The 15152-nt window shown below is 64.5% G+C and carries 15 protein-coding genes; 14 read left to right on the top strand and 1 reads right to left on the bottom strand.

What is annotated here, in order from left to right:
- Nucleotides 1-110 precede the first annotated feature (110 nt).
- Both efp and nusB read left to right on the top strand, forming a co-directional pair.
- A complete protein-coding gene (efp, locus tag JOD47_RS16850; RefSeq protein ID WP_204536097.1) occupies nucleotides 111-674 on the top strand; it encodes an elongation factor P in 564 nt (187 codons plus the stop codon).
- Complete coding sequence (nusB, locus tag JOD47_RS16845) at nucleotides 671-1081, top strand: transcription antitermination factor NusB (RefSeq protein WP_204536095.1); 411 nt, start codon at nucleotides 671-673, stop codon at nucleotides 1079-1081. Before efp ends, nusB begins: the two co-directional genes overlap by 4 nt.
- A gap of 35 nt (nucleotides 1082-1116) precedes the next feature.
- On the opposite strand, the gene JOD47_RS16840 is transcribed toward nusB, so the two are convergent.
- Nucleotides 1117-2385, bottom strand: a complete 1269-nt coding sequence (locus JOD47_RS16840; protein ID WP_204536093.1) for a PrsW family intramembrane metalloprotease — start codon at nucleotides 2383-2385, stop codon at nucleotides 1117-1119.
- Between the two features lie 99 nt (nucleotides 2386-2484).
- Here JOD47_RS16840 and pyrR point away from each other — a divergent pair, with 99 nt between their 5' ends.
- The 12 genes from pyrR (at nucleotide 2485) to metK (ending at nucleotide 15137) form a co-directional block, all read left to right on the top strand.
- The gene (gene pyrR / locus JOD47_RS16835) at nucleotides 2485-3060 is read left to right on the top strand and encodes a bifunctional pyr operon transcriptional regulator/uracil phosphoribosyltransferase PyrR (RefSeq protein ID WP_204536091.1); all 576 of its coding nucleotides are present in this window, start codon (nucleotides 2485-2487) and stop codon (nucleotides 3058-3060) included.
- Entirely contained in the window at nucleotides 3057-4058 is a 1002-nt protein-coding gene (locus JOD47_RS16830) for an aspartate carbamoyltransferase catalytic subunit (protein WP_204536089.1), read from the top strand. Before pyrR ends, JOD47_RS16830 begins: the two co-directional genes overlap by 4 nt.
- A complete protein-coding gene (locus JOD47_RS16825; RefSeq protein WP_204536086.1) occupies nucleotides 4055-5374 on the top strand; it encodes a dihydroorotase in 1320 nt (439 codons plus the stop codon). Before JOD47_RS16830 ends, JOD47_RS16825 begins: the two co-directional genes overlap by 4 nt.
- 3 nt (nucleotides 5375-5377) lie before the next feature.
- Nucleotides 5378-5908: a PH-like domain-containing protein gene (locus tag JOD47_RS16820; protein WP_204536085.1), complete on the top strand. Its 531-nt coding sequence runs from the start codon at nucleotides 5378-5380 to the stop codon at nucleotides 5906-5908.
- Complete coding sequence (gene carA / locus JOD47_RS16815) at nucleotides 5905-7149, top strand: glutamine-hydrolyzing carbamoyl-phosphate synthase small subunit (protein ID WP_204536886.1); 1245 nt, start codon at nucleotides 5905-5907, stop codon at nucleotides 7147-7149. Before JOD47_RS16820 ends, carA begins: the two co-directional genes overlap by 4 nt.
- Nucleotides 7150-10461, top strand: coding sequence for a carbamoyl-phosphate synthase large subunit (gene carB / locus JOD47_RS16810; RefSeq protein ID WP_204536083.1), 3312 nt, complete (start codon nucleotides 7150-7152; stop codon nucleotides 10459-10461).
- A gap of 1 nt (nucleotide 10462) precedes the next feature.
- Nucleotides 10463-11311 carry an orotidine-5'-phosphate decarboxylase gene (pyrF, locus tag JOD47_RS16805; protein WP_307836364.1) on the top strand — a complete coding sequence of 283 codons (849 nt, stop codon included), beginning with the start codon at nucleotides 10463-10465 and terminating at the stop codon, nucleotides 11309-11311.
- A 99-nt stretch (nucleotides 11312-11410) separates the two neighbouring features.
- Nucleotides 11411-11746, top strand: a complete 336-nt coding sequence (gene mihF / locus JOD47_RS16800; RefSeq protein WP_204536081.1) for an integration host factor, actinobacterial type — start codon at nucleotides 11411-11413, stop codon at nucleotides 11744-11746.
- Between the two features lie 14 nt (nucleotides 11747-11760).
- A complete protein-coding gene (gene gmk, locus JOD47_RS16795; protein ID WP_204536079.1) occupies nucleotides 11761-12330 on the top strand; it encodes a guanylate kinase in 570 nt (189 codons plus the stop codon).
- Nucleotides 12331-12377: 47 nt separating this feature from the next.
- Complete coding sequence (rpoZ, locus tag JOD47_RS16790) at nucleotides 12378-12638, top strand: DNA-directed RNA polymerase subunit omega (RefSeq protein ID WP_026544007.1); 261 nt, start codon at nucleotides 12378-12380, stop codon at nucleotides 12636-12638.
- Nucleotides 12639-12668: 30 nt separating this feature from the next.
- On the top strand, nucleotides 12669-13913 hold the full coding sequence (coaBC, locus tag JOD47_RS16785) for a bifunctional phosphopantothenoylcysteine decarboxylase/phosphopantothenate--cysteine ligase CoaBC (RefSeq protein ID WP_204536077.1): 1245 nt from the start codon (nucleotides 12669-12671) through the stop codon (nucleotides 13911-13913).
- A 9-nt stretch (nucleotides 13914-13922) separates the two neighbouring features.
- A complete protein-coding gene (gene metK / locus JOD47_RS16780) occupies nucleotides 13923-15137 on the top strand; it encodes a methionine adenosyltransferase (protein ID WP_307836363.1) in 1215 nt (404 codons plus the stop codon).
- Nucleotides 15138-15152: the final 15 nt, after the last annotated feature.

The raw sequence follows: 15152 nt of genomic DNA, 5'->3' as shown, positions 1-15152 counted from the left end.
CAGGCAGGGTAGACTGGTCTTCGGTCTTTTGGCGGGCAGATCCTGAGCAGTCCTGTGCTGCGCCTGCTGCGACGTAAGCCAAACATCAGTCAATCGACGAAAGAGATTCCGTGGCTACCACGAATGACATCAAGAACGGCACCGTTCTCAAGCTGGAGGGAAACCTCTGGAACGTGCTTGAGTTCCAGCACGTGAAGCCGGGCAAGGGCGGTGCGTTTGTCCGCACCAAGCTTCGCAACATCCTGTCAGGCAAGGTTGTCGACAAGACGTTCAATGCCGGGCTCAAGATCGAGACTGCCACCGTGGACCGCCGCGATTACCAGTACCTGTATAAGGACGGCGACGACTTCGTGTTCATGGACACGACGGACTATGACCAGATCACGGTCCCCGGCGCAACGGTGGGCAACGCAGAGAATTTCATGCTCGAAAGCCAGATGGCCACCATCGCGATGCACGAAGGGTCGCCGCTCTATCTTGAGCTGCCGCCGTCCGTCGTCCTTGAAATCACCTACACGGAACGTGGCCTGCAGGGCGATCGTTCGACCGGCGGCACCAAGCCCGCCACCGTTGAGACCGGGTATGAGATCCAGGTGCCGCTTTTCCTGGAAACCGGCACCAAGGTGAAGGTCGACACCCGCTCCGGTGAGTACCTGGGACGCGTCAACGAGTGAGCGCCCGCAGCAAGGCACGGCGCCGGGCCATGGATATCCTGTTCGAGGCCGAGCAGAGGTCCGTGTCCCCCCTGGAAGCACTGCAGGCACGCCGCGAGAAGACGGATACCGTCATCAATGAGTACTCAGTGGAGATCATCGAGGGCGTGATGGCACACGGCACGCAGATCGATGAGTTCCTTGGCACGTACTCGCAGGGTTGGACGCTCGATCGCATGCCGGCAGTGGACCGCATGATCCTCAGGGTCGGTACCTGGGAGCTGTTGTACAACGAGGATGTGCCGGACACCGTTGCGGTCAGCGAGGCAGTGCAGCTGGCAACCATGTTGTCGACCGACGAGTCACCTACCTTCATCAACGGCCTGCTGGGCAGGCTCCAGCAGCTCAAACCCACACTGCTGGCGTAGTTCCAGCTGCCTATGCCTGCTGGCGCGCCGGGAATTCAGACCCGGCGCGCGGACGCTGCGGTGATGATCCGGCGGCGGGCCGCGTCCAGTTCGTGCAGGAGACGGACCTCAAGTTGAGGATCGAACGCGGTGGCGTGGCCGGCACGGAGCCGCTGGCGCACAAAGGCCAGGCGGACGCCGGTGCTGATGAACTGCTTCATGCCAGCACCTGCCCCGACGCCGCGCGCCCACGCGATCGCCGATGAGCGACCTCGTGGAGCCGCCACCATCTCCAGCTCCTGGTTGGTGAGCCAACCGGCGCCGGAGTATTCCGCCAGTCGCTGATAGGTGACTGCCCGTTCAGCGCGGCGCAACCCCAGGACTACCGCGATCACCACGAGGAACAGCGGCACCTGAACCAGGAAATAGAACGAGAAGAAGTCGTTGAACAGGACGAGCAGTCCGCCGTTCCACAGCATGTGGCCCGCAATGGAGGGAAGAAGGCCGAGGAGGAAGGCACCAGCAAGCCGGCTTTTTCCGCGGCCCTTCGCGACCGCCATTCCGAGGACCAGTCCCAGCGCGCCGCTGAACATGACGTGGGCGAACGGGGAGAACAGTCCCCGCATCACGAATACCGTGACGAGTCCGCCGAGTCCTGCAGGATCAGTGAGCGCCGCCCCGAAGTAGAGGACGTTCTCGGTGAACGCGAAGCCGGCCGCCACCGTTCCGGCGTAGACAATTCCGTCCACCGGGCCGTCGAAGTGGCTGCGTCTGGAGAGCGCAAGAATCAGTACGCCGAGGCCCTTGGCTGCTTCTTCCACCAGCGGCGCCTGGAAGACCGGACCGACGACGTCGGGGCTGGCTCCGTCGAGCCCTGCGCTCAGAAGCGCCGTGACGGTGGGGCCGAGCAGTAGCGTGACGGCTACTGACATCCCGGCTCCCCACAGGAATGCGAAGGTCAGGGCTCCCCGCGGTTCCGGGTCCCACCGGTCCACCCAGCGGATGCCGGCCAGACAGATTGCCAGCGGAACCAGCGCAAGGGCGGCACAGAGAACCAATGCAGCCGTCCCCAGCTGCAGTGTCACCAGCACCGCAACTCCACCAAGGACGAGGGCAGCAAAAATGAGCAGCAAGCCATTGACGACGGCAGCGCCCGCCGGGCTGGAGCGCTTCCTGCCGGGTGGAACTAATCCGATGGGACGGTGGGCAGGGGGTGGGACCGGCGGCCCCGGGCTCACCTGCTGCCACATGCCCAGCGGCGGCGGTGCCTCCTGCCGTGGCTCCCGATGCGTTTCGGAGTAGGGTCGCCCAGGGTTCATACTCATCCCCACAGGATAGGCGGCAGGGGTGCCTGTGGTAGTTTTGAACGCGCAGCCCAACCCTTTAAAGGCCGTCCTGTGAGGCGGAGAAGGAGGACGCGTTCCATGAGTGTACCCAGCTCTCAAACCGGAGGCTCCGTGTTCCGCACGGTCCTCGGTGACGCCGATATTGACCGTGCCCTGACCCGGATCGCTCACGAAATACTCGAAGCGAACAAGGGAGCAGACGACCTCGTCCTGCTGGGTATTCCCCGCCGGGGTTTTCCGATCGCGCAACGGCTTGCCGGCAAGATTGCGCGCACCGATCCGTCCGTGAATCCCGAGCGCATGGTGGGCCGCCTCGATGTCACGATGTTCCGTGACGACCTGCGCAAGCACCCCACCCGTCCGCCGGGTCCCACAAAACTTCCGCCGGCCGGCATCGACAACAAGGTCGTCGTGCTGGTGGATGACGTGCTCTACTCCGGCCGCACAATCCGGGCAGCGCTTGACGCGATCGTCGATGTCGGAAGGCCCCGAATCGTCCGCCTGGCCGTCCTGGTTGACCGCGGACACCGCGAGCTTCCCATTCGAGCCGATCACGTCGGGAAGAATCTCCCCACCTCCTCCGCCGAGAAAGTCCGCGTCCGGATCAGCGAGATCGACTCCGTCGACGAAGTAGTCATCGAGGGACCGGCATGAAGCACCTCCTGTCGACAGAAAACCTGACGGGTTCGGAAGCTATCCGGATCCTGGATACGGCCGAGGAGATGGCCGCCGTCGGTGAGCGGGAAGTGAAGAAGCTGCCGGCGCTGCGCGGGCGAACCGTTGTGAACCTCTTCTTCGAGGACTCGACACGCACTCGCATCTCCTTCGAGGCGGCAGCAAAGAGGTTGTCTGCTGACGTGATCAACTTCGCAGCCAAGGGCTCGTCGGTCTCCAAGGGCGAGTCCCTCAAGGACACGGCACAGACCCTTGAGGCGATGAGCGCCGATGCAGTGGTCATCAGGCACTGGGCGTCCGGGGCTCCCGCAAGGCTTGCGGCCTCTGACTGGATCGACGCCGCCGTCATCAACGCGGGCGACGGAACCCACGAGCACCCCACACAGGCGCTGCTCGATGCCTTCACCCTACGCAGGCACTGGTCGAAGATCGCCGGACGCCCATCCCTCGGTGAGGACCTGCGGGGGCTTCGCATAGCGATTGTGGGTGACGTTCTGCACTCGCGGGTTGCCCGCTCCAATCTCTGGCTGCTCACCACACTCGGTGCGGAGGTGACTCTCGTGGCACCTCCGACCCTGCTGCCCGTCGGTATCGATACCTGGCCCTGCAGGGTCAGCTTCGACCTCGACGAGGTCTTGGCCACCGGCCCGCACGCCATCATGATGCTCCGGGTCCAGGGCGAGCGCATGAACGCCGCTTTCTTTCCCTCCACCCGTGAATATGCCCGCACCTGGGGCTTCGACGACGAGCGGTTGGCCGCGTTTGAGGCCTCCGCCGGCAAGGACACCATCATCATGCATCCTGGCCCTATGAACCGCGGTCTCGAGATCTCCTCAGCTGCCGCTGATTCACCGCGTTCAACAGTGCTCGCCCAGGTACGCAATGGCGTATCCGTCCGAATGGCTGTTCTCTACCTGCTGCTGTCGGGGGATGACTCTGCGCAGCCCACACCCGCCCAGGAGGCAATAACAGTATGAGCACCAGCTACCTGATCAAGGGCGCCACCATCGCCACCGGGGAGACCGGGGTGGACGTCCTGATCTCGGAAGGACGCATTGCTGACCGCGGGCGGTCGGTGTCAGCGGCGGGCGCCGTCGTCATTGATGCTGACGGACTGGTCCTGCTGCCCGGAATGGTGGACATCCACACACACCTCCGGGAACCGGGACGCGAAGACGCCGAGACAGTTCAGACCGGTACCCGGGCTGCTGCAAAGGGCGGCTACACGGCCGTACATGCCATGGCTAACAGCATGCCGGTGGCAGACACCGCAGGAGTGGTTGAACAGGTCTACGCACTCGGTAGGCGTGCCGGCTGGGTCGATGTGCGTCCGGTGGGCGCCGTCACGGTCGGACTTGCTGGGAAGAGGCTCGCGGAGCTCGGAGCGATGGCTGAGTCGCGTGCCGGTGTCCGGGTCTTTTCCGACGACGGCATCTGCGTGTCCGATCCGGTGCTTATGCGGCGGGCACTCGAGTACGTGAAAGCGTTTGACGGCGTGGTCGCCCAGCACGCGCAGGAGCCGCGGCTCACTGAGGGCGCACAGATGAATGAGGGCGCGGTCTCTGCGGTTCTCGGGCTGACGGGTTGGCCGGCGGTTGCCGAGGAGAGCATCATTGCCCGGGACGTACTGTTGGCGCAGCACGTCGGTTCACGCCTCCACGTATGCCACGTCTCAACGGCCGGCTCGGTCGAGATCATCCGATGGGCGAAGCAGCGCGGCGTAAATGTGACCGCGGAAGTCACGCCGCACCACCTCTTGCTGACCGATGAACTCGTCCGTTCCTGGGATCCCGTTTACAAGGTGAACCCGCCACTGCGCACGGACGACGACGTCACGGCTCTCCGCCAGGCGCTGGCTGACGGAACCATCGACGTCGTCGGCACCGATCACGCGCCGCACCCCTCTGAACACAAGGAGTGCGAGTGGGCGCAGGCTGCCATGGGAATGGCAGGCCTGGAAACCGCACTGTCCGTGGTGCAGCACAGCATGATCGAGACCGGGCTCATGGACTGGTCGCGTTTTGCCGAGGCGACGTCAATCCTCCCTGCGCGTATTGGCAGGGTTGCGACGCAGGGGAGGCCGCTGGAGGCAGGCGAAATGGCAAATCTCACACTGGTGGATCCGGCTGCCCGGTGGACGGTCGATCCCCATAAGATGGCAACCAAGGGCCGCAACAGTCCCTTCGCCGGCCTCGAACTGCCGGGCGCCGTCGTCGCAACCTTCTTCGCCGGGCATCCCACCGTGCTCGAAGGGCGGCTCAACACACCGCATCCCGATGCACAAGGGGAATGAAGCGTGGACGTAGCAACAACCGCCGTCGTTATCTCACTGGTAGTGATCGTGCTGCTGGTGGTACTCATGGCTCTCGGCTGGCGCAACCGCCAGGTGCGCCAGCAGGGGCTGCAGGCTCCGACCAGCCCTCCGGAGGATCCCGGGGCTCCGCTCTACGCGGCGGAAGGGCAATACGTGGTCACCACCACCGGCGGTGACTGGCTGGACCGGGTCACAGCCCACGGCCTGGGAAACAAGGCAACAGCGACCGCCGCCGTGTACCCGCACGGACTCCTGTTTGACCGCACCGGTGACAGCGACGTTTACATCGCCAGGGAAAACCTGACGGACGTGCGCCTGGAACGCGGCATGGCCGGGAAATTCGTAGAGAAGGACGGGCTGGTGGTTGTGTCATGGACGATGGATTCCCAGCTGTTCGATACAGGCTTCCGCACCAGGTATTCCGCGGACAAGACGCAGCTTCTGGCCGCGGTCAGCGCACTGATCGAGGACACCGACCCCCTCACCAACCCCACAAGCAAGGAAATACAGTGACGACATACGCGGGAGCAACAGTAACCGGTGCAGAGGCGGTTCTGATCCTGGAAGACGGCCGCACCTTCCGTGGACGCGGCTACGGAGCGCCCGGCACGGCCCTGGGCGAGGCAGTCTTCGCCACCGGGATGACCGGCTATCAGGAAACCATCACCGACCCCTCCTATGCGCGGCAGCTCGTGGTCCAGACGGCACCGCACATCGGTAACACCGGAGTGAATCGCGACGACGCCGAGTCCCGGCGGATCTGGGTGGCCGGCTACATCGTGCGCGACCCCGCGCGGCGCCCTTCCAATTGGCGGTCTGAGAAAAGCCTTGATGACGAGCTCGTCGAACAGGGCGTGGTCGGCATTCAGGGTGTCGATACCCGTGCCATTACCCGTCACCTCCGCGAGCGGGGCGCGATGAAGGCCGGAATCTTCTCCGGACCGGACGCAGCCCGCAGCGATGCCGAGCTCCTCGCCGAGGTGAATGGCCAGCGCAGCATGGAAGGGTTCCGGCTCGCGGAGGAAGTAAGCGTCGATGCCCGCTATGTGGTGGAACCGGCCGACCACGGTTGGGACGGCGAGCCACGGTTCACGGTGGCCGCGCTGGACCTCGGGATCAAGGCCATGACCCCGAAGCACTTCGCCCAGCGTGGCGTGCGCACCGTGGTACTGCCCGCAGATTCAACCTACGACGACGTCGTGGCGGTCGGTGCCGATGGCGTCTTCATGTCCAACGGGCCCGGGGACCCCTCAACGGCGGACGCTCAGGTTTCACTGCTGCGCCAGGTACTCGACGCGCGGTTGCCGTTCTTCGGTATCTGCTTCGGCAACCAGATCCTCGGCCGGGCACTCGGTTTCGGCACGTACAAGCTGCGTTACGGGCACCGGGGAATCAACCAGCCGGTGCTCGACCGGCGCACGGGCAAGGTCGAGATCACCAGCCAGAACCACGGGTTCGCAGTGGACGCACCGCTAGAAGGCCCCGTCACCGCCCCGGAGGAACGATTCGGCCGGGTCGAGGTGAGCCATGTGTGCCTCAATGACGACGTCGTCGAGGGCCTTGCGTGCCTGGATCTGCCGGCGTTCTCGGTGCAGTACCACCCGGAAGCGGCAGCAGGCCCGCACGATTCCGCGTACCTGTTCGACAGGTTCATCGACTTCATGGCTGAGGCAGCCCGCCTGGGCGACGGCTCCGACGAGCTTGATGCCTCCGAAGTCTCCAAAGCTCCCACCCCCGCGCAGGAAGAAAACTAGATGCCCCGCAGAACCGACCTCACCTCCGTCCTGGTCATCGGATCGGGGCCCATCGTCATCGGCCAGGCGGCCGAGTTCGACTACTCAGGCACCCAGGCGCTGCGCGTGTTGAAGGAGGAGGGCCTGAGGGTCATCCTGGTCAACTCCAACCCGGCAACCATCATGACCGACCCGGAGTTCGCCGACGCAACGTACGTCGAGCCGATCACACCGGAAGTGGTCGAAAAGATCATCGCAAAGGAACGCCCCGACGCGATACTCCCCACCCTGGGCGGCCAGACCGCGCTCAACACGGCAATCGCCCTGGACAAGAACGGCGTACTCGAGAAATACGGTGTGGAACTCATCGGCGCGAACATCGCCGCCATCGAACTCGGTGAGGACCGCGAGAAGTTCAAGGGCGTCGTCGAACGCTGCGGCGCTGAGTCCGCGCGCTCCGCCATCATCCATTCCCTGGACGAGGCCTTCGTTGCTGCGGAAGACCTCGGTTACCCGATGGTGGTCCGCCCTTCCTTCACCATGGGCGGTCTGGGCTCCGGCCTTGCCTACACCGAGCAGGACCTGCGGCGCATCGTGGGCCAGGGCCTGCAGTACAGCCCCACCAGCGAGGTGCTGCTCGAGGAGAGCATCCTCGGGTGGAAGGAATACGAGCTGGAAATGATGCGGGACAAGAAGGACAACGTCGTCGTCGTCTGTTCCATCGAGAATTTCGATCCGGTCGGAGTCCACACCGGTGACTCCATCACGGTGGCGCCTGCCCTGACGCTCACCGACAGGGAGTACCAGCGGCTGCGGGACATCTCAATCGCGGTCATTCGCGAAGTGGGCGTGGACACCGGAGGCTGCAATATCCAGTTCGCTGTTGAGCCCGGTACCGGCCGCGTCGTGGTCATCGAGATGAATCCACGCGTGTCGCGGTCCTCGGCCCTGGCCTCGAAGGCCACCGGCTTCGCCATCGCGAAGATCGCCACCAAACTCTCCCTCGGGTACACGCTCGACGAAATCCCGAATGACATCACGCGCAAGACCCCGGCCTCCTTTGAGCCCACACTCGACTACGTTGTGGTCAAGGTTCCCCGGTTCGCGTTCGAGAAGTTCCCCGCCGCGGACGACACGCTGACCACCACGATGAAGTCCGTCGGCGAGGCGATGGCCATGGGCCGAAACTTCACCGAAGCGCTGCAGAAGGCGCTGCGCTCCCTGGAACAGAAGGGGTCCCAGTTGACCTTCGACCCCGTCAGCGAATTCGATGTCCCCGAACTGATCGAGGCTGCCAAGCGGCCGACGACCGAGCGCCTCTCCCAGGTCCAGCGTGCCCTCCTCGGCGGAGCCAGCATCGAAGACCTCTACAAGGCCACCGGTATCGATCCGTGGTTCCTGGACCAGCTCGTCCTCCTCAACGAGGTGGCAGCGACCGTCCGCCAGGAAGGGATCAAGCCTGACACTCTGCGCCTGGCCAAGCGGCACGGCTTCTCCGACGAGCAGATCGGCCTCCTCACCCACACTCCGGAGGCAGTGGTGCGGGGCGTACGCCACGCGCTCGACATCCGGCCGGTCTTCAAGACGGTGGATACCTGCGCAGCCGAGTTTGCCGCGTACACGCCGTACCACTACTCGTCCTACGACGAAGAGGACGAGGTGGGCCTGCACGCCAAGCCGTCCATCATCATCCTGGGCTCCGGCCCGAACCGCATCGGACAGGGCATCGAATTCGATTACTCGTGCGTCCACGCGACCATGGCGCTGCGCAAGGCCGGCTATGAGACGGTGATGGTCAACTGCAATCCGGAGACCGTTTCCACGGACTACGACGTCTCCACCCGCCTCTACTTCGAACCGCTCACCCTGGAGGATGTGCTCGAGGTGATTGCCGCGGAGGAACGCACCGGCGGGGTGATGGGTGTCTTCGTGCAGCTTGGCGGCCAGACACCGCTGAAGCTCGCCCAGGCGCTGGCTGATGCCGGCATCCCGATCCTGGGCACATCGCCTGAGGCCATCGACCTGGCCGAGCACCGCGGGGAGTTCGCGCGGGTCCTGGCGGAAGCCGGACTGATAGCCCCGAAGAACGGCACAGCCGTTTCCTTCGAGGATGCGCGGGCGATCGCCGACGAAATCGGCTACCCGGTTCTGGTCCGCCCGTCGTACGTGCTGGGCGGTCGCGGCATGGAGATCGTGTATGACGAGGCGAACCTGTCCCGTTACATTTCCAATGCGACGGAAATCACTGCGGACCACCCGGTGCTGATTGACCGGTTCCTTGAGGATGCAGTGGAGATCGACGTCGATGCCCTGTACGATGGCAAGGACCTGTATCTCGGCGGCATCATGGAGCACATCGAGGAGGCCGGCATCCACTCCGGAGATTCCGCGTGCGTCCTGCCGCCGATCACTCTGGGTACCGACGTGCTGGACAGGGTCCGTGCAGCAACCCGCGCCATCGCCGAAGGGGTCGGGGTCCGCGGTCTCATCAATATCCAGTTCGCGCTGGCAACAGATGTGCTCTACGTACTCGAAGCCAACCCGCGTGCTTCGCGTACCGTGCCGTTCGTCTCGAAGGCGACGGGTGTGCAGATGGCGAAGGCGGCCGCCCTCATCGGTACCGGCGTGACCATTCACCAGCTCCGCACAGCGTACAAAATCCTGCCCGAGACCGGTGACGGCTCACGGCTCCCGCTGTCCGCTCCTGTGTCCGTGAAGGAGGCTGTGCTTCCGTTCAGCCGTTTCCGTACTCCTGAGGGCACCGTGGTGGATTCGCTTCTGGGTCCCGAGATGCGTTCGACCGGCGAGGTCATGGGCATCGATAAGCACTTCGACACCGCCTTCGCCAAGAGCCAGGCGGCCGCCAACAACGCTCTGCCCACGCAGGGCAAGGTGTTCGTCTCCGTTGCCAACCGGGACAAGCGTTCGATCATCATGGGTGTCAAGCGCCTCTCCGACCTCGGTTTCGAGATCGTCTCCACCGGGGGCACTGCCGATGTCCTGCGCCGCAACGGCATCCAGGCAACACCTGTCCGGAAAGTCGCCGAAGGCAGCAGCGCAGAGGGTGAGGGAACCATCGCAGACCTGGTGGTGGCCGGTGAAATCGACATGGTCTTCAACACGCCCTCGGGCGGGGAAGCACGCAGCGACGGATACCAGCTGCGCGCTGCCGCAACGTCGATCGGCATCCCCTGCATCACCACCGTCGCTGAGTTCAACGCGGCAGTGCAGGCGATTGAGGCGTTGCGCACGTACGAGTGGTCGGTCACAAGCCTGCAGGACCACGCGCGGGCTGTCCGGGGCGAAACCGTTCCGGACCCGGTCGGCGCCTAGGGTGACCTTCGGATCGCGGCTGGGCGCCGCCGTCGGGCGTTTCGGGAGCCTGTGCGTCGGGATCGATCCCCATCCCTCGTTGCTGTCGGCGTGGGGACTTCCTGACACGCCGGCCGGGTTGGACCGGTTCTCGGAAACAGTGTTGGAGGCAGTCGCGGGAAGGGTGGCGGTTGTCAAACCACAGGTCGCCCTGTTCGAGCGGCACGGTTCCCTGGGGATGGCCGTTCTGGAGCGGCTGTTGGCGCACAGCGCCGAGGCCGGCGTACTGACGATCGCCGATGCAAAGCGCGGGGATATCGGCTCGACCATGGCAGGTTATGCCGATGCCTGGCTCCGGAACGGATCCGCGCTGGCAGCGGACGCGCTCACCCTGAGCCCGTACCTGGGTTTTGAGTCGCTTCGCCCGGCACTGACCGCCGCCCGTGAGACCGGACGCGGGGTCTTCGTCCTGGCCCTGACTTCCAATCCTGAGGGCGCGTCAGTTCAGCACGTGGGCGGCGCGGACTCGGTTGCGCACCGCATAGTCCAGGCAGCGGCTGCAGAGAACGACGGCGCCGGCCCGGGTTCGGTCGGTCTGGTGATCGGAGCCACCGCAGGGGCAGCGGTGCAGCAACTCGGGCTGGATCTCAGCACGCTGAACGGGCCCATCCTCGCCCCGGGCGTGGGAGCACAGGGTGCCGGGCGACGGGAGTTGCTGGAGACCTTCGCAGGAGCCTCGGGAGTGATTTTGCCCAACTCGAGCAGGGAGATTCTCAGTGCCGGGCCCGACGTTGCAGGACTCCGCGAGGCGGTTGCCGCGGCGCAACGTTCGGTGGACCTGTCAGGGGCCGCCGGGCCGGGAACGGATTGATTTTCAGTCAGTCGAGCAGATAGGTTCAGTGCAAGCCCAAACTCCAGACCCGTCACTGCCGGTGCTTGACCGACGGTTTCAACTGCCCAGGGAGCCCGAGTGAGCCTGAAGCCTCTCACCGATAGCGAACGAACATTGGCGCGGGAAAAAGCAACGGCGGCCCGGGCTGTACGGGCGGAGCTGAAGTCCCGGCTGAAGTCCGGAGAGGTAACGGTTGACGAGGTCATCAATGGTTCAGCTCCTGAGGAAGCCATTGGAAGGCTGCGGGTTCTGGACCTGCTCAAGGCATTGCCCGGTGTGGGGGAGAAGCGTGCCGCGGGCATCATGGACGCCGTCGGAATCGCAGCTACGCGCAGGGTTCGGGGGCTCGGAGTCCACCAGCGCAAGGCCCTCGTTGAACATTTGACGCACCACCCGGCGAACAACCGCCACTAGAGAAAGAAGTATTCGTGAATCAGCCGCGGCTGACCGTGCTTGCGGGCCCAACGGCTGTGGGCAAAGGGACCGTCTCCACCTACATCCGTGACAACTATCCCGAGGTGGAGCTGTCTGTCTCGGCAACAACCCGACCGCCACGGCCAGGTGAAGTGGATGGGGTCCACTACCACTTCGTCTCTTCCGGGGAGTTCGACGCCCTGGTGGAAAGCGGTCAGATGCTGGAGTGGGCTGTGGTGCACGGGCGCAACCGTTATGGGACGCTGCGGCGGACGGTGAAGTCAGCGATGGACGCCGGAAAATCTGTCCTCCTCGAGATTGACCTGCAGGGTGCCCGGCAGGTCAAAGAGAGCATGCCGGAAGCCAATTTCGTCTTCCTGGCGCCTCCGACGTGGGAGGAAATGGTCCGGCGCCTCATAGGCAGGGGGACCGAAACACCCGAGGAACAACAGCAGCGCCTGGTAACCGCTAAACTGGAACTTGCTGCCGAACCGGAATTTGACCACACAGTGATTAATGACGACGTTCAGCGTGCAGCAGATGAGCTTGTTTCATTGATGGGCCTCACCGCGCACCCGCAGTAAAAAGCACGCGCAGTAGCTTTTGAGGCCCAGCGACTATTGGAGATTTTGTGTCTACTCAGCCCGAAGGCATCATCAACCCGCCGATCGACTCCCTGCTGGAGGCGTCGGATTCGAAGTACGCCCTGGTGATCTACGGCGCAAAGCGTGCCCGCCAGATCAACGCCTACTACTCGCAGCTGCACGAGGGCCTGTTCGAGTACGTCGGACCGCTCGTCGAGACCAAGCTGAATGAGAAGCCCCTGTCGATCGCCCTGCGCGAGATCAATGAGGGAATGCTCGTAGCGGCCCCCGCAGAAGCTTCGGAGTAAGCGCCCCGCCGGTCAGCAGGAAGATTCGACGTGCGTATCGTCCTGGGAGTTGGAGGAGGGATCGCCGCCTACAAGGTGGCGTCCCTCCTGCGTTTGTTCACTGAAGCCGGCCATGAGGTGACGGTCATACCCACCGAGGCAGCGCAACGCTTCGTGGGCACGGCCACCTGGGAAGCGCTGTCAGGTAACCGGGTCAGCAACAGTGTGTTCGACGCAGTCGATCAGGTTCGTCACGTCCGGTTGGGCCAGGAAGCGGACCTTGTGGTGGTAGCACCTGCCACCGCCGACCTGCTCGCCCGCGCAGCGGCCGGAATGGCAGATGACCTCCTCACCGGCACCCTTCTGGTGACCCGCGCTCCGGTTGTGTTCGCGCCGGCCATGCACACCGAAATGTGGCAGCATCCGGCCACCTCCGCCAACGTTGCAACGCTGAGGCTCCGCGGCGCCGTCGTTCTGGAGCCGGCGGTGGGCCGCCTGACCGGCGCGGACAGCGGGCCCGGGCGGTTACCGGAGCCTGAGGAGATCTTCGCTGCCGCACTGAGGGCAGCTTCGGGCACATCGGCCGGGGCAGCACGCCCGCTGGCCGGCCGCACGCTCATCATCACCGCAGGCGGTACCCGCGAACCGCTCGATCCCGTGCGTTTCCTTGGCAACCGGTCCTCCGGGAAGCAGGGCGCGGCACTCGCTGCTGCGGCTCTGGAGGCAGGCGCTACCGTACAGTTCATCGCAGCCCATATGGAGGTGCAGCCTCCGGCCGGCGTGCAGCTGACCGTCGTGGAAACCGCCGAAGAGCTGCGGGAGGCCACGCTGAAGCTGGCCCAGCACTCGGATGCGCTCATCATGGCGGCGGCCGTCGCTGATTTTCGACCGGAGTCAGTGTCGGAAACGAAGGTCAAAAAGCGCGACGACGGTGAGAACCCGGTGATTACGCTCATCCGTAACCCGGACATCCTCGTGGAAACGGTGCAGCAGCGCGCGGAGCTGGGATCGCCCGCGGTGATTGTCGGATTCGCTGCTGAAACGGGCGACGACGACGCCACGCCGCTTGCGCACGGGCAGCAGAAACTCCTGCGCAAGGGCTGCGACCTGCTGATACTGAACAGGGTGGGGCGGACGCTCGTTTTCGGCCAGGATTCCACCGAGATAACCATTCTGGACGCAGGCGGCGCGGAGCCTGAGACCGTGAATGGGAGCAAGACCAGCGTTGCAGCGGTCATCATTGCACGGGTTGCCGCTATCTTGAGCGGCGACGAGAGATCTCACCCGACCAAGTAGAGTGATCTCGTGAATCCTCCCCATACGCCTAGCCCTTCCTTGCGATTGTTCACCTCGGAATCGGTGACCGAGGGCCATCCCGACAAGATCTGCGACCAGATCAGCGACGGCATCCTCGATGCGTTGCTGGCGGCGGATCCGCGGTCCCGCGTAGCGGTGGAAACCCTCGTGACCACGGGCCTGGTGCACGTGGCCGGCGAGGTCACCACCGAGGCCTATGTCGAGATTCCGGAGATCGTCCGGAAAACCATCCTCGGGATCGGCTACGACTCTTCGGCAAACGGTTTCGACGGTGCACGCTGCGGTGTGTCCGTTTCGATCGGGCAGCAGTCGCCGGAGATTGCCTCAGGGGTGTTCAGGTCGCTCGAAACACGAGAGGGCACCAGCACCGACCCCTATGATGCCCAGGGCGCAGGGGACCAGGGGATCATGTTCGGGTACGCCAGCGACGAGACACCAGTGCTGATGCCGACGCCCATCTGGCTGGCCCACCGCTTGTCCGAACAGCTCACCGACGTCCGGAAGAACGGCACGCTGTCCTACCTTCGTCCCGATGGCAAGACGCAGGTCACAGTCGGTTACGACGGCGACAGGCCGGTCAGCGTCGACTCGGTGGTGATTTCCTCCCAGCACGCCGAGGGAGTCGGTCTTGACACGCTGCGGGCCGATCTCGTGGAACACGTGATCAGCCCTGTGCTGGCCACGTCCCATCTCGATGTCTCAAATGTCCGCCACATCCTCAACCCGGGCGGGGAGTTCGTCATCGGCGGGCCGGTCGGAGATGCAGGACTGACGGGCCGCAAGATCATCGTGGACACCTACGGTGGGATGGCCCGCCACGGCGGGGGCGCGTTCAGCGGCAAGGATCCGTCGAAGGTTGACCGCTCGGCCGCCTACGCCATGCGCTGGGTCGCCAAGAACGTGGTGGCTGCCGGGCTTGCCCGCCGCGCGGAGATCCAGATCGCCTATGCCATCGGCATGGCGCAGCCGGTCGGTATCTACGTGGAGACCTTCGGGACCGAGCAGGTCGATCCTGCCGCAATTGGATCGGCTATCGACGAGATCTTCGATCTGCGTCCGCTCGCCATCATCAACTCCCTTGACCTGCTCAGGCCCATCTACCAGAAGACTGCCGCACATGGGCATTTCGGTCGCGAGGGCGAGGGGTTCAATTGGGAACTCACTGACCGCACCGATGAGCTCAAGAGCTACTTCAACGCGTAGGCAGGTACCACCTTC

The sequence above is a fragment of the Arthrobacter tumbae genome (assembly GCF_016907495.1).
GTDB lineage: Bacteria > Actinomycetota > Actinomycetes > Actinomycetales > Micrococcaceae > Arthrobacter_D > Arthrobacter_D tumbae.
This window is presented reverse-complemented; position numbering and strand designations above follow the sequence as displayed.